Genomic DNA, 14,574 nt, shown 5'->3' on the forward strand with positions numbered 1-14,574 from the left:
TTCGCGGCGAGGGGCGTGAGAGGGTGAAGCGCGCATGTAGGCGCTGGGGTTCCGATGCGCTAGGGCGGTGGCGAACCATGCGGCCTGAAATCCTCCACCCCCTGTTCGCGACCACCGACACGCTGGACGGCGTGGGGCCCAAGATCGCGAAGGCGTTGGCAAAACTGAAACTCGACCGGCTCGTCGACCTGCTGTTCCACCTTCCGACAGGCAGCATCCAGCGGATCGCCACCGACACGCTCGGCCATCATCTGGTCGGCCAGCGGATCGTCATCACGCTCACCCCGATCGATCTGCGCGAGGGCAGGGGCCGGGCACCGCTCCGCGTCTATGCCCGCGACGGCAGCGACAATATGGTCGCGCTGACCTTCTTCAACCGCGCGGGCTGGGCTCGGCAGCAATTCCCGCTCGGAGAGGAAGTGCGCGTCTCGGGCCGCCTCGACGCCTATGGCGACGATCTCCAGATGGTCCACCCCGACGTCGTGAAGGAAGAGCCGCCGCTACGCGAACCCGTCTATCCGCTTTCAGAAGGCATCACGAACAAACGGATGCGCGAGTTCATCGCGCAGGCGCTGAAGGCCGCGCCGGCCCTTCCCGAATGGATCGAACCCTCCGTGAAGGCGGATCGCGACTGGCTCGACTGGCGCGGTGCGCTTGCGGCCGCGCACGGCGATACCGGCAATGCCGCTGCCCGCGCCCGTCTCGGCTATGACGAAGTCTTCGCCAACCAGCTCGCGCTCCTCCTCATTCGCCAGTCCGCCCGCCGAACCAAAACCCAACCGCTTCAAGGCGACGGGAGCCTGTCCGAAAGTCTGAACCTCCCTTTCGATCTCACCGGCGCGCAGAACCGCTGCGTCTCCGAAATTCGCGGCGACATGGCGCAGGACCGCCCCATGCTCCGTCTCCTTCAAGGCGATGTCGGATCGGGCAAGACGCTGGTGGCGCTGCTGGCGATGCTGGAAGCGGTCGAGGCGGGTGCGCAGGCCGCCATGCTCGCCCCCACGGAAATCCTCGCGAGGCAGCATTACGAAGGGCTGAAGCGCCTGTGCGACCCGATCGGGGTCAACGTCGCCATCCTGACGGGGCGCGACAAGGGCAGGGTGCGCGAGGCGACCCTCATGGGACTCGCCGACGGTTTGATCCACATCCTGGTCGGAACACACGCCATCTTCCAGCCTGCGGTCAGCTATAAGGCGCTCGGTCTGATCGTGGTCGACGAGCAGCACCGCTTCGGTGTGTCGCAGCGCCTGATGCTGTCCGAGAAAGGAAAGCGTCCGCCGCACCTCCTCGCCATGACCGCGACCCCGATCCCGCGCACCCTGACGCTGACCCAATATGGCGAGATGGAGGTCAGCCGCATCGACGAACTGCCGCCCGGACGACAGCCGATCGAGACGCTGGTGATGAGCGAAAACCGTATCGACGAGATCGTCGCCGCGCTCGAACGTCATATCGCCACCGGCGAACAGGCCTATTGGGTCTGCCCGCTGGTCGAGGAATCGGAGAAGCTCGACGCCGCCGCCGCGGAAGAGCGCGCGGCTTCGCTGAAAGCGCGGCTCGGCGATGCGGTCGGCCTCGTTCACGGCCGCATGCGGAGCGAGGAAAAGGACGCGGTGATGGAGCGGTTCGCGAGCGGCAATCTCGCAATCCTCGTCGCGACGACCGTCATCGAAGTGGGGGTCGATGTGCCTAATGCCACGCTGATGATCATCGAAGGCGCCGACCGCTTCGGTCTCGCCCAGTTGCATCAACTGCGCGGTCGTGTCGGGCGCGGCACCGGCAAGTCGCGATGCTTGCTGCTACGGGGAGACACTCTGTCCGAGACCTCGCGTGCACGTCTCGCACTGATGCGCGAAACCAACGACGGCTTCCGCATCGCCGAGGAAGATCTGCGCCTTCGCGGTCCCGGCGAAATCCTCGGCACCCGCCAGTCGGGCGATCACAGTTTCAGGCTTGTCGAACCCGAGGACCTGCCCAGTATTGCCCCCGCCGCGCAGGCCGATGCGCAAATGCTGCTCGATCGCGACGGTGGCCTGGAAGGCGAACGGGGAAAGGCCGCCCGCATCGCACTCTACCTGTTCGAACGCGATGCGGCGGTCGGTTTGCTGAAGGGGGGCTAGGGCAGCAACAGCCCGTGCTTCTTCTTTCCCAGTGACAGCTTCGCCGGCTCCCCAAGAACGGTCACCAGAAGCTGCGGATCGCTGACGACCTGATCGTCCAGCTTGACTGCGCCTTCCTTGATCTTGCGCTTGGCCTCCCCGTTCGAGGCACAGAAGTTGAGGCCCACCAACGCCGCCAGAATGCTGACTTCTCCGCCCGTCGACAGGCTCGGCAGGTTCGCGTCCGACGCGCCTTCCTCGAACGTCCGCTTGGCCGTGGCTGCCGCCTCGCGCGCCGCATCCTCGCCGTGCAGCATTGTGGTCGCCTCGTTGGCCAACGCGATCTTCGCCTCGTTGATGTCGGCGCCCGACAACTGCGCCATCCGATCGATCTCGGTCAGCGGCACGTCGGTGAAGAGCTTGAGGAATTTCACCACGTCGCCGTCCGCGGTATTTCGCCAGAACTGCCAGTAGTCATAAGGGCTCAGCATATCGCCATCGAGCCACACCGCACCGGCTGCGGTCTTGCCCATCTTCTTGCCGTCCGCGGTCGTGATCAGCGGGGTGGTGACCCCGAACAAATCCTCTCCGCCGCCCATGCGCCGCGTCAGTTCGATCCCGTTGACGATATTGCCCCACTGGTCCGATCCGCCCATCTGAAGCCGACAATCGTGCCGCTGGTGCAGTTCACGGAAATCGTAGCCCTGCAGAATCATGTAGTTGAACTCGAGAAACGTCATCGGCTGCTCGCGTTCGAGCCGCAGCCGCACGCTGTCGAACGTCAGCATCCGGTTGATGGTGAAGTGCGGGCCGACGTCGCGCAGCAGGTCGAGATAGTTGAGCTTCCCCAGCCAGTCGTCGTTGTTGACCATGATCGCGCCGGTCGGACCGTCATCGAACGACAGAAACCTTTCGAACACCTTGCGGATGCCCGCGATGTTCGCCGCGATCGCTTCGTCGTCGAGCAGCTTGCGGCTGTCGTCGCGTCCCGTCGGATCGCCGACCTTGGTCGTGCCGCCGCCCATCAGCACGATCGGTTTGTGACCCGCCTGCTGAAGTCGCCGCAGCAGCATGATCTGCACCAAGCTTCCGACATGCAGGCTCGGCGCGGTCGCGTCGAACCCGATATAGCCCGGCACCACCTGTTTCGATGCGAGCGCGTCGAGACCCGCCGCGTCGGTCGTCTGGTGGATGTAGTCGCGCGCCGCGAGCACGCGCATCAATTCGCTCTGGTAGGTCGTCATGGAAAAGCCTGTTAGCCTGCCTTTTCGATGCTTGCCACCACGCATGGCGTCGCCCACGATGGTGCTGTTCATGATGCAGCTCGTCCCCCACCGCGACCATCCGACCCCCCAAGTCGAGCGGCTGACGGTGGAGGCGCGCGAGGAAGACGGCATCCTCTCGCTGCGCTATCGATTGCGGGGCGATCTCGACGCCCTGATGCTTCCGGCCTTCGCGAGCCTGCGGCGCGAGGACCGGCTATGGCGCTCGACCTGCTTCGAGATTTTCCTGCGTCACAATGCCACCGCCTATCGCGAGTATAATTTCGCGCCCGACGGGCGTTGGTCGGCCTATCGTTTCGCGAATTATCGGCATGCGCGCTCCAACCTCGCCAACCAAGTCAGGATCGCCACCGAACGCGACGGCGACGACTATGTCATGCGGGCGCATCTTGTCGGTCAGCCGATCATCGGCCACCGCGTCGGGCTTTCCGCCATCATCGAGGCGACCGACGGGACCAAGGGATATTTCGCCCTTGCCCATCCGGCAGGCGCAGCCGATTTCCATCACGACGACTGTTTCGCCATTCTGGGAGAAGAGATTTGAAGTTCGGCATCGACCGTCTGCTCGAGGACGAGACCCTTCGCCGCGAATTGAAGGGCCGCAAGGTCGCCCTGTGCGGTCATCCCGCTTCGGTCAGCGAGCGCCTCATCCATTCGATGGACGCGTTGGCGGGCCTCGACGACATCGATCTCGCCGCCGCTTTCGGTCCCCAGCACGGGATGAAGGGCGACAAGCAGTACAATATGGTCGAAAGCGAGAGCTACATCGACCCGGTCCACGGGGTCCCCGTCCATTCGCTCTACGGCGAGGTGCGACGTCCGACCGACGCCATGATGGAAGGCTGGGACGTCGTCCTCGTCGACCTGCAGGATGTCGGCTGCCGTATCTATACCTTCCTCACGACCCTGCTCTACCTGCTCGAAGCGGGCGCGACGCATGGCAAGGCCGTATGGGTTCTCGACCGCCCCAATCCCGCGGGCCGTCCGATCGAGGGACCCAAGCTACGCTCGGGCTACGAAAGTTTCGTCGGAGCAGGTCCGATCCCGATGCGGCACGGCATGACATTGGGAGAGATGGGGCATTGGTTCGTCAGGCATTTCGATCTCGACGTCGATTATCGCGTCGTCGAAATGCAGGCGTACGAGCCCGACGGCCCCGGCCATGGATGGCCCGGGGATCGCGTCTGGATCAATCCGTCGCCCAATGCGCCAAGCGTGAACATGGCGCGGGCCTATGCGGGCACGGTGATGGTGGAGGGCACCCACCTGACCGAGGGCAGGGGGACGACCCGCCCGCTCGAGATTTTCGGCGCGCCCGACATCAATGCGCGAACCGTCATCGCCGAGATGCAGCGTCTGGCGCCGCACTGGCTGACGGGCTGCGCTTTGCGCGAGATCTGGTTCGAGCCGACCTTCTACAAACATGCGGGATCGCTGTGCCACGGCGTGCACATCCATGCGGAGGGGCCGGGCTACGACCATGCGGCCTTCAAGGCATGGCGCGTCCAGTCGCTGGCGTTCAAGGCGATCCGGGCGATCTTCCCCGAATACGATCTCTGGCGCGGCCTCGACTATGAGTATGAATATACCTCGGGTCGCCCCGCCATCGACATCATCAACGGCGGCCCCGCGCTGCGGGAGTGGGTCGACGATGAGGACGCGACGCCGGATGACCTCGATGCCTTGGCGATCCCCGACGAAAAAGCGTGGGCCGAGGAGCGCCGACCGTTCCTCCTATATTGATCGCGAGGCCTTGAGCCCCGACCGCCGCGGCGCAGTTCGCAACCGTCCCGAAGCTTGCTAGTGCGAGGGTATGCCCGACTATACCGACCTCTTCGACCAGCGAGGATCGAGTTACGATCGCGCCATGCAGGCGTTTCCCGCTGCGCGGGCAGAAGAGTTTCGCCAACTGCTCGCACCCCTCGTTCCCCGCTCTGCGATGATCATCGGCGATGTGCCCGCCGGGGGCGGCTATCTTCGCGCCTACATTGCGGAAGGATGCGAATGGGTACGGCACGAACCCTGTGCCGATTTCACCACCCATGCGGGCCAGGATCAAACCGAGCGAAACGGGGTCGCTCTCTATCCCTTCCCCTGGAAGGACGAGAGCATCGACGCTGTCGTCAGTCTGGCGGGGATCCACCATCTCGAGGACAAGCGTCGCTTCTTCGCCGAGGCCCACCGCGTCACCCGTCCGCAGGGCGATTTCGTCGTGTCCGACGTCGCGCGCGATCATCCGGTTGCCGCGTTTCTCGACGAATTCGTCGGCGCATACAATTCGACCGGACACGAGGGCCTCTATCTCGACGAGGGGACCGGGGAGGAGCTTCGCTCTGCCGGCTGGTCGATCGTCGATGACCGCGCCAACGACTATCACTGGGTATTCCCCGATCGATCCGCCATGATCGCCTTCGTCCGCCGTCTCTTCGACATCGGTACGATCGAGGACGGCGAGATCGGTGCGGCAATCGACGATCGACTGGGCGTCGATGATCTTCGGTCCGGGCAAGTCGGGATGCGCTGGGGCCTGCGGACCATCCATGCGCGTCGGATTGCCAAGTGAAAGTCCGCGTGATCGGGTCGCCGTTGCGGATCGAAGGGTTCGCCTTCGGCCTGCGGTGCGCCTCGGTACGTATCTCTCTATCCGCCGAGACCATCGATCCAAGGCGATGCCGGCGGATCGGGAAGGAACTGAACGAACTGCTTGGCGAGCGTCAGGCTACTCGATCGGTCGATCTGCCCCCTGCGCCGTCCGACGCCGGGGCACCGGCATTCGGTCGCTGGTTCGCAAAAACCATCGATTTCCTGCTCGCCTGTGCCGATCTGGCATTCACCGACCCTTGCCGCGTCGTCTCGGGCGGCGAGCGATTGTCGGTCTTCATTCCCTCGTTCCGCCGAGGCTCTGGCGCGGTTCGAGCATTGGTGGAAATCCTCGTCGCACGCCTGAACGCCGACGCGCTCGATCCGACGATGCACGAGCGGCTGGAGAAAGTGCTCGCCGCCCTGCGCGATACGCAGCCTGCCACCACCAATGGGCCACGCTTCGCCCGCGCTGCATTCGATCTCGGAATCCCCTTTCAGGAGTTGGTCGGACCGACCGCGCAGTTCGGCATCGGACGCCATGCCGTCGAACTGAGCGGTACGTTTTCACAGGTCACACCCCGCAATGCCACCGCGCATGCCAAGTTGAAGCATTATGCCTCGACGCTTCTTGCGCGGGCGCTCCTGCCGGCACCTGCCTTCGCCCTCTGCAGCAGTGCCGACGAAGCAGAGCGCAATGCCGAAGCGATCGGGTATCCGGTCGTCGTCAAGCCGGCCGACCGTGACGGCGGCAAGGGGGTCGAAGCCGGCTTGCGCGACGCCTCGGAGGTTCGCGACGCCTTCGCAGCTGCGGCTGAGGTCAGCCGCACCGTGATGGTCGAGAAGCATGTCGAAGGCCGCGACTATCGCCTGACCGTATTCCGCGGCGAGACCATCTGGGCCGTGGAACGGCGGCCCGCCGGTGTAATGGGGAACGGACAGTCGAGCGTTCTGGAACTCGTCGCCGCCCTGAATGCGGAGCCGGGCCGGGGCGACGATACCCATTCGCGGCTGAAGCGGATTTCCCTCGGGGAACGCGAAGGATCCCTCCTCGCCGTACAGGATCTGTCGCCCGATTCCATTCCCGAGGATGGCCGCTTCGTCCGCCTGGCCCGCAAGTCCAACGTGACCGCAGGTGGGACGCCTATTGCGGTGACGGAGGACATGCACCCGGACAATGCCGCGCTCGCCGCGCGCGCCGCCGAAGTGCTTCACCTCGACATCGCGGGCGTCGACCTGATCCTGCCGGATATCTCCCGGTCGTGGCGCGAGACGGGCGGGGCGATCTGCGAAGTCAACGCGAACCCCGAACTGGGGGGTACGACATCGCTGCACCTCTACCCGTGGCTACTCCAAAGACTGGTGCCGCGCGGCGGACACGTGCCGACCATCGCCCTCCTCGACGGACCGTCGACGGGGAAAGCTTCACTCGATCTGGCGGATCGATTGAACAGCGAAGCCCACCCATGCGGCTTGCATTGTGCCGACGGTGTGCGCGTGGGGACGGAATGGGTCGAACGGGGCGCGCTGCCGACGCTCGTCGCTGGGCAGTGCCTGACCTTCGATCAACGCGTCGCCTCGCTCGTTCTCGGTGCGCTCGATCTAACCGTGACGATGACCGGCCTTCCGGTCCCGCAGGTCGATCTGCTCGTACTGACGGGCGAACGTCCCACCGGAGAGGGCGGCGCAGCCCTTTCGGATGGCCAGCTGCTGCTGTTGCTTGCAACCATTCGGCCGCATTGCGGCGACATCCGGTTGCTGGACGCGGGCGACTGCGATCCGGGAGTCCGCCGCGTCCTCGAGCGAATGCGGATCGATGCGTCCCCGATCTCGATGGACGAGATCGTGACGAAAAAACGAATCGAGATCGAAAGCCGGTCCTAATGTTTGCGCGATAGTTCGCGCATCGCCTCGTCCAGTCCATCGAGGGTGAGGGGGAACATCCGGTCGTCCATCAGATCCTTCAGGATCCGCGTCGAATAGCTGTGACCCCAATAGCCTTCGGGTGTCGGATTGAGCCACGCCGCGCTCTTGTACTGATCGGTCAGCCGCCGCATCCAGGTGGCGCCCGCTTCCTCGTTGTAATGTTCGATCGCGCCCCCTGGATGAGTGATCTCGTAGGGGCTCATCGACGCATCGCCGACGATCACCAGCTTGTGATCGGCGCCGAACTTGTGAAGCACGTCATAGGTCGGGATGGCGCCGTCCCACCGCCGCCGGTTTTCCTTCCACACGCCTTCGTAGATGCAGTTGTGAAAATAGTAGTGCTCGAGATGTTTGAACTCGCTGCGCGCGGCGGAGAACAGCTCCTCGACCTGCTTCACGTGCGAATCCATCGATCCGCCGATGTCGAGGAACAGCAACAGCTTCACCGCATTGTGCCGCTCGGGCCGCATCTTCACGTCGAGCCAGCCCTGCCGCGCCGTTCCGCTGATCGTACCGTCGATGTCGAGTTCCTCCGCCGCGCCCTCGCGAGCGAAGCGGCGCAGGCGCTTGAGCGCGACCTGGATGTTGCGGGTGCCGAGTGCGACGTCACCATCCAGATCCTTGAACAGTCGCTTGTCCCAGATCTTCATCGCGCGCCCGTGCCGCCCCGGTCCCCCGATCCTCACGCCCTCGGGATTGTAGCCCCCGTGTCCGAAGGGGGAGGTGCCGCCCGTCCCGATCCACTTGTTGCCGCCTTGGTGACGGCCTTCCTGTTCCTCGAGCCGCTTCTTCAGCGTTTCCATGATCTCGTCCCAGTCGCCTTGGGACTTGATCGCTTCCATCTCCTCGGCGCTGAAATAGCGCTCTGCGACGGCCTTCAGCCATTCCTCCGGCAGATCGGCGGCCAGTTCCTCCCCCTCCGCCCGTTCCAGTCCCTTGAACGTTTCCGCGAACACCCGGTCGAAGCGATCGAGCATCTTCTCGTGCGGCACGAGCGCAGCGCGGGCGAGATAGTAGAAACTGGTGGGGTCCGCCTCGATCACCTCGCGATCGAGCGCCTCCAGCAGCATCAGATGCTCCTTTAGGCTGGCGGGAATACCCGCGGCGCGCAGTCGGTCGAGAAAGGAGATGAACATGATGCTGCTGATAGCCCGGGCGCGCCTTTGCGGAAAAGGGGGTTGGTTAACGCTTTCCTAGGCAATGGTCCGTTATCGCAACGCTCGACACGAATTCACCGAAGGATTTCTTTTAATGGCAACGCAGGGCCTCGACCAGGTTACCGAGAACGCGATCCGGGCGGTGGCCCGCGATTGCGGTTCCTTGAGTCTCGAGTGCAGCGACGTGGCGGGCTATGTCGAGGCGGTCACCGAACGGATCGGCCAGAGCCTCAAGACGCTCGAAACGCTCGAGGAGGTCACCGAACGGCTGACCATCGACCAGGCACGCGTCGCCGACAGCACCGATGAGGCGCGCCTGCTGGCCGACCAAGCCAAGACGAAGCTCGCCAATGGTCGCGAGGCCATCGAGGGCACCATCGCGGGCTTCCACGAACTCACCGAGCTGGTCGTCCAGCTGGGCGAGCGGATGGCAGGCTTCGCCACCGCGATGAACCAGGTCCAGAACGTTTCCTCGACGATCGAATCCATCGCGCGCAAGACCAACATGCTCGCGCTCAACGCGACCATCGAGGCCGCGAGGGCAGGGGATGCCGGGCGCAGTTTCGCCGTCGTCGCGGCCGAGGTGAAGAAGCTCGCCCATGATACGCGCAGCGCCACGGGTGAGATCGCCAGCACCATCGGCGAGCTCACGCGCGAAGCCAACGCCGTGACCAGCGAGATCAGCGACGGGGTGGAGCGCAGCCGCGCGGCCCAGTCAGGAATCGACACAATCGGTATTACCGTGCGCGAGGTGTCCGAAATCGTCGACCTCGTCGGCAATCAGTCGGAGGGGATCGCCCAGTCGACCAGCCTCATTCAGACCAGCGTCGATCGAGTGAAGGCCGGCCTCACCGATTTTGCCGGCGGTGCTCGCAGCAGCAACGAGGAATTGAAGCAGGCCGAAAAGCGCCTGTCGCATCTCGAACTGATGTCCAACAGCATGCTCGACACGCTGGCCAATTCGGGTGCCGAGATCGACGACACGCCGATGATCGCGCGCGGACAGGACCTGATGCGCGAGATCCAGAAAGTGGTGGAGAAAGCCATCGACGAAGGCGCCATCACGCTCGATGCGGTGCTCGATCGCGACTATCAACTGCGCGAAGGTTCCAATCCGCCCCAGTATGACAACCGGTTCGCCGATTTTGCGGATGCCCACGTTCGCCCGATCATCGATCGCTACAAGGCCAGCGACAACCGCACCATCGCCTGTGCGCTGACCGACGTGAACGGCTACCTGCCCACGCACATCACCGAACGATGCCAACCGCAGGGAAGCGATCCGGTGTGGAACGACAAGCATAGCCGCAATCGCCGGATCCTGATGGACGACACGACCCGTGCGGCGGTCGCCTCCACCAAGCCCGCCAAGCTCGCCACCTATCAGATGAACCTGGGTTCCGAGAGCTTCCCGGTGAAGAACGTCTTCGTGCCGCTGTTCGTGAAGGGCGAGCGTTACGGCAACATCGAACTGGCCTATCGCGACGACGGCGGAGCGGTCTAGCCGCCTACCACTCGCGTCGCTGCATCAATAGCTGGAGGACAATCGCCCCGACGATGCCGCCACCGATGCCGAGCATCAGCGCGCGGTCGGCCGCCGCCGTTTCGGAGGCCAGCTGGTTGAGCGGCATGAGCCACGGGAAATACTGCCCGTATTCGCTGGACGAGGCGACAGCGGCGGTGATGATCCCCCCGATACCAATGGTGATCGGCAGGATGAATCCGCGAAAATAGAGTGCCAATCCATACTGCACGACCAGCATGAACAGGCTGGCTGCCCAGACCCGCAGCAGCAACTCGGCGAATTCGTCGAGCTCGACCAGCGAACCCTGCATTTTTTCCGGCAACACCTGCTGGAAGAGAGCGGCAAGGCCGGTGAGACCGCCGCCGAGAATGATCGTCCAAGCGAGAAGCACGATTGCCCCCGCCACCAGTTTCAGCAGGAAGATGCGCCGCCGTGCACCGGGCAGGCTTAGCAAGGGGTCCCAGGCGCGCGGCTGATGCTCGATCTGCGCGAGGACGACCGTCAGCGCCATCGTTCCCAAGGGCAGGACCAGCGTCACCCAGATGCTGGTCCCGCCGACCAGGAACATCGGCGCGTTGGTCCCTTCGAACAGGACGACGAGGGTCGAGAGAATGAGGACGAACCCCGGCACGGCGAGGGTCATCCAGAAGACCTTCGATCCCTTGAGCTTGAGAAGCTCCGAGCGAACCAGTCCGGGCGTCTTGACGTGCACGGCCTCAGGCATGGTCGGCTCCTGCATGGCTCGCCGAGATACGCTCATGATAGAATTCCTCGAGGCTGAAGCGGCGTTGCGCCAGATGGTCCACCGCAATGCCTTTGCCGACGAGCTCGCGATTGATGTCGGAAGCGGACAGGCCTTCCTTCGGCGTTACGTGCCAACGGTCGGCGCCGATCGAATTGACCTGCATCGCAAGCGGGGAGAGAGCTTCCATGACGGCACCCGAAGCGCCGAGTTCGATGATATCGGTGTCGATCGCGATGTCGTCGAGCGGTCCCTGGTGAATCAACCTGCCCTTGGAAAGCAGGCCGACATGGCTCGCGACTTTCTCGATCTCGTCGAGCAGGTGCGAGCAGATGATGAGAGTGCGGTTCTTGGCGATGTCGCGCATCAGCGTGCGCATCTCGCGGATCCCCTCGGGATCGAGGCCGTTCAGCGGTTCGTCGAAGATTACCAGTGCCGGATCGCCGATCAGCGCGCGGGCGATGCCGAGCCGCTGACGCATTCCGGTCGAGAAGGCCTTCACCTTCTTGGTGCGCGCATGATCGAGGCCGACCCGGTCGAGGAGGGCATCGGGTTCGATTTCGATCCCCAGCGACTGGGCGACCACGCGCAGATTGTCGCGGGCGGAAAGGTGTTCGTAGAAGGCGCCCCCCGGACTGTCCGCCATCGCACCGATCAGCGGTCGATGCCGATGGTCGAGCTTTTCCCCGAACAGTTCGACCGTTCCCGACGTCGCGGAACGCAACCCCAGAATGATGCGGATCGCGGTGGATTTTCCAGCGCCGTTCGATCCCAGGAATCCGTAGATCGCACCGCGCGGAATTTTGAGGTCGATGCCGTCGACGGCGGTCGCCTTGCCGAACCTCTTGGTCAGCGCCTTCGTCTCGATTGCCAGATCCATGATGCCCCCTTCGCGATCTGCGATGCCGCACGTCGCCTCAGACCGGCGATACGCTTTCGATGAACGAACGGGGAGGCTGGATCAACGCCCTTCGCGCCGCGCGAGAAAGGCAAGCTTTTCGAACAGCATGACGTCCTGCTCGTTCTTGAGCAGCGCGCCGTGGAGCGGGGGGATCGCCTTCGTCGGATCGGCGTCGGACAGCACGTCCATCGGCATGTCCTCGTGAAGGATCAGCTTGAGCCAGTCGATCAGTTCGCTGGTCGAGGGTTTCTTCTTCAGGCCCTGCGTCTCGCGCACCTGATAGAAGAGATCGAGCGCCTTGCGCACCAGCATCTTCTGGATACCGGGAAAGTGCACATCGATGATCTCTTCCATCGTCTCGCGGTCCGGAAACGCAATGTAGTGGAAGAAACAGCGGCGAAGGAATGCGTCGGGAAGATCCTTCTCGTTATTCGAGGTGATGACCACCACGGGCCGATCTTCCGCCTTCACCGTCTCGCCCGTTTCGTAGACGTGGAATTCCATCCGATCGAGTTCCTGCAACAGATCGTTGGGAAACTCGATGTCCGCCTTGTCGATCTCGTCGATCAGCAACACCGGAAGGGTAGGGGAGGTGAAGGCTTCCCACAGTTTGCCGCGCTTGATGTAGTTGGAGATGTCGTGGACGCGCTCCTCGCCCAATTGTCCGTCACGAAGCCGCGCGACCGCGTCATATTCGTACAGACCCTGCACCGCGCGCGTCGTCGATTTGACGTGCCACTCGATCAGCGGCGCGTCGATCGATTTGGCGATCTCATGCGCCAGAACGGTCTTTCCGGTCCCGGGCTCGCCCTTCACGAGAAGCGGACGGCGAAGCGCGACGGCCGCGTTGACCGCGACCTTGAGGTCGGGGGTGGCGACATATTGATCGGTAGTATCGAATTTCATGCCGCAAGGCCTATGGAGCGTGGTGCGCGATGGCAAGTGATCCGTCCGCAACCTTGTGGGCGAGCGATGCGCATCGCGGCACCATGGTCAGCGTCAAACCATCGGGAAAAACTCTCATGCGCAGAATGATGATGACGGTCGGACTGGTACTGGCCGGATGCATGACGAGCAATACGCTCGCCTGCTCTCCGTCCAGTCCGTGCCCTGTCGAGCCCGACGGCAGTCCGGCCTAGGCCAGGCCGTCGAGCGCGTTTCGCGCGCTGGCGCGGGCTTCGAGAAGGTCGAACAGCCCGCGATGCTGCGTGAGCAACTGATCGAGGCCGAAATTGAACGCGCGCTGCGCCCCCGGTCCATCCACGGTGGCCACCAGCGCCTCCTGATGCGCCGCATCGGGTAGCTTGCGCCTCGGGACGTCGACGCTCAGCCGAGCCGCGACCATGTCGAGCAAGGCTCGGAACGGCACCCAGTCGGTGACCAGAGCCACCGCTGCTCCCAATGCGCACCCGTCCCGTTCGGACGCGGCCAGCGTCTCGATCGCGTGGCGCTGTGCCTGCACCACCGTTTCGGTGGCGGCGGCGCCGGGTGTGGAAGGAATCGGTCCGACCTGGCTGACCAGCCCCACCAGGGCGAGCCGCTCGGCCTCGAAGGCGTCGCCGGCGCGAAGGACCCAGTCCCGCTGCGGTCCCTGCTTCACGCGCGTCAGGGCTGTTTCGATCAGCGTCGGATGCCGCCCGTGGAGAAAGCACAGCAAATGGACGAAGTCGGCGAGATCGCGCGTCATGTCTTGCCCGCCGCAGTGCAGAAGCGTTTCGGCATGGGAATGCACCCCCGACCCTTCCAACACGACGCGTGCCAAGGGGTCGAACCCGGAGGTTCGGGCATCGGGTACCAATCTCATCGCGGCCACCATGCCATATCCTTCCCGCACATTTCGCCTTCATCATCAGGTGGTGGGAAGGACGGTGTATCGCAGGCCCGTAAAGACGTGGTTACCAAGCCATGCCGAGGCGCATGATTTTTCGCGGGAGTCTGGCCCAAAACGGGACGGGGCCGGTCCATCCGAAGATGGCCAGCCCCGTCAACGTTCGAAGTTTCGATCGGATCAGGCAGCGTCGCGCAGCGGACGCTCGTCACTTCGCACGACGGCCGATTTATCTACCAGCGGGAGGGCCGCCACTTCGGCCTCCTCCTGCGCTGCCGCGGGCGTCTTGAAGAGGGTCCGCGAAACCAGCACGACCAGACCAAGCCCCAGATAGATCATCAGCATTTCGGCCGGAAACCAGAAGATCGGCAGGATCAGCGCGAGCCGGAGGATCGTGGGATTGAACCCGAAATCCTCACCCAAGCCCTGGCAAACGCCAAGGATGGTGTCGTTACGGGTCACGAGATTGGTCTGGCTCATCTTTATTCCTTGCTGACGTGGCGCGATGAATTTCGCCGTCACGCCGATACTTG

The 14,574-nt window shown here is 63.9% G+C and carries 13 protein-coding genes; 6 read left to right on the forward strand and 7 right to left on the reverse strand.

The window, feature by feature from the left end; genetic code table 11:
- Positions 1-77 precede the first annotated feature (77 nt).
- Positions 78-2,120 (forward strand): ATP-dependent DNA helicase RecG, encoded by a 2,043-nt coding sequence (gene recG, locus WJT74_RS04365; RefSeq protein ID WP_343347296.1) that lies wholly within the window; start codon positions 78-80, stop codon positions 2,118-2,120.
- On the opposite strand, the gene tyrS is transcribed toward recG, so the two are convergent.
- On the reverse strand, positions 2,117-3,343 hold the full coding sequence (tyrS, locus tag WJT74_RS04370) for a tyrosine--tRNA ligase (RefSeq protein ID WP_343348097.1): 1,227 nt from the start codon (positions 3,341-3,343) through the stop codon (positions 2,117-2,119). The genes recG and tyrS overlap by 4 nt on opposite strands.
- A gap of 70 nt (positions 3,344-3,413) precedes the next feature.
- On the opposite strand from tyrS, the gene WJT74_RS04375 reads away from it, so the two are divergent.
- The 4 genes from WJT74_RS04375 (at position 3,414) to WJT74_RS04390 (ending at position 7,846) form a co-directional block, all read left to right on the forward strand.
- A complete protein-coding gene (locus WJT74_RS04375; protein WP_343347299.1) occupies positions 3,414-3,926 on the forward strand; it encodes a DOMON-like domain-containing protein in 513 nt (170 codons plus the stop codon).
- Positions 3,923-5,125: an exo-beta-N-acetylmuramidase NamZ family protein gene (locus tag WJT74_RS04380; protein WP_343347301.1), complete on the forward strand. Its 1,203-nt coding sequence runs from the start codon at positions 3,923-3,925 to the stop codon at positions 5,123-5,125. Before WJT74_RS04375 ends, WJT74_RS04380 begins: the two co-directional genes overlap by 4 nt.
- Before the next feature lie 70 nt (positions 5,126-5,195).
- Entirely contained in the window at positions 5,196-5,945 is a 750-nt protein-coding gene (locus WJT74_RS04385; protein WP_343347304.1) for a class I SAM-dependent methyltransferase, read from the forward strand.
- Positions 5,942-7,846, forward strand: a complete 1,905-nt coding sequence (locus WJT74_RS04390; protein ID WP_343347306.1) for an acetate--CoA ligase family protein — start codon at positions 5,942-5,944, stop codon at positions 7,844-7,846. The genes WJT74_RS04385 and WJT74_RS04390 overlap by 4 nt, the downstream gene beginning before the upstream one ends.
- Here the strand turns inward: WJT74_RS04390 and WJT74_RS04395 are convergent.
- Positions 7,843-9,024 (reverse strand): vWA domain-containing protein, encoded by a 1,182-nt coding sequence (locus WJT74_RS04395; protein WP_343347309.1) that lies wholly within the window; start codon positions 9,022-9,024, stop codon positions 7,843-7,845. The genes WJT74_RS04390 and WJT74_RS04395 overlap by 4 nt on opposite strands.
- 115 nt (positions 9,025-9,139) lie before the next feature.
- On the opposite strand from WJT74_RS04395, the gene WJT74_RS04400 reads away from it, so the two are divergent.
- The gene (locus WJT74_RS04400) at positions 9,140-10,549 is read left to right on the forward strand and encodes a methyl-accepting chemotaxis protein (RefSeq protein ID WP_343347312.1); all 1,410 of its coding nucleotides are present in this window, start codon (positions 9,140-9,142) and stop codon (positions 10,547-10,549) included.
- 4 nt (positions 10,550-10,553) lie between these two features.
- Here WJT74_RS04400 and WJT74_RS04405 read toward each other — a convergent pair whose 3' ends face one another.
- The 5 genes from WJT74_RS04405 to WJT74_RS04425 form a co-directional block, all read right to left on the reverse strand.
- Positions 10,554-11,294: an ABC transporter permease gene (locus tag WJT74_RS04405; protein ID WP_343347315.1), complete on the reverse strand. Its 741-nt coding sequence runs from the start codon at positions 11,292-11,294 to the stop codon at positions 10,554-10,556.
- A complete protein-coding gene (locus WJT74_RS04410; RefSeq protein ID WP_343347318.1) occupies positions 11,287-12,192 on the reverse strand; it encodes an ABC transporter ATP-binding protein in 906 nt (301 codons plus the stop codon). The genes WJT74_RS04405 and WJT74_RS04410 overlap by 8 nt, the downstream gene beginning before the upstream one ends.
- An 81-nt stretch (positions 12,193-12,273) precedes the next feature.
- Positions 12,274-13,119, reverse strand: a complete 846-nt coding sequence (locus WJT74_RS04415; protein ID WP_343347320.1) for an AAA family ATPase — start codon at positions 13,117-13,119, stop codon at positions 12,274-12,276.
- A gap of 229 nt (positions 13,120-13,348) precedes the next feature.
- Positions 13,349-14,029 carry a DUF6975 family protein gene (locus tag WJT74_RS04420; protein WP_432215233.1) on the reverse strand — a complete coding sequence of 227 codons (681 nt, stop codon included), beginning with the start codon at positions 14,027-14,029 and terminating at the stop codon, positions 13,349-13,351.
- A gap of 192 nt (positions 14,030-14,221) precedes the next feature.
- Positions 14,222-14,521 carry a PspC domain-containing protein gene (locus tag WJT74_RS04425; protein ID WP_343347325.1) on the reverse strand — a complete coding sequence of 100 codons (300 nt, stop codon included), beginning with the start codon at positions 14,519-14,521 and terminating at the stop codon, positions 14,222-14,224.
- Between the last annotated feature and the right edge of the window lie 53 nt (positions 14,522-14,574).

The organism is Sphingomicrobium sp. XHP0239 (genome assembly GCF_039555325.1).
Classification (GTDB): Bacteria; Pseudomonadota; Alphaproteobacteria; order Sphingomonadales; family Sphingomonadaceae; genus Sphingomicrobium; species Sphingomicrobium maritimum.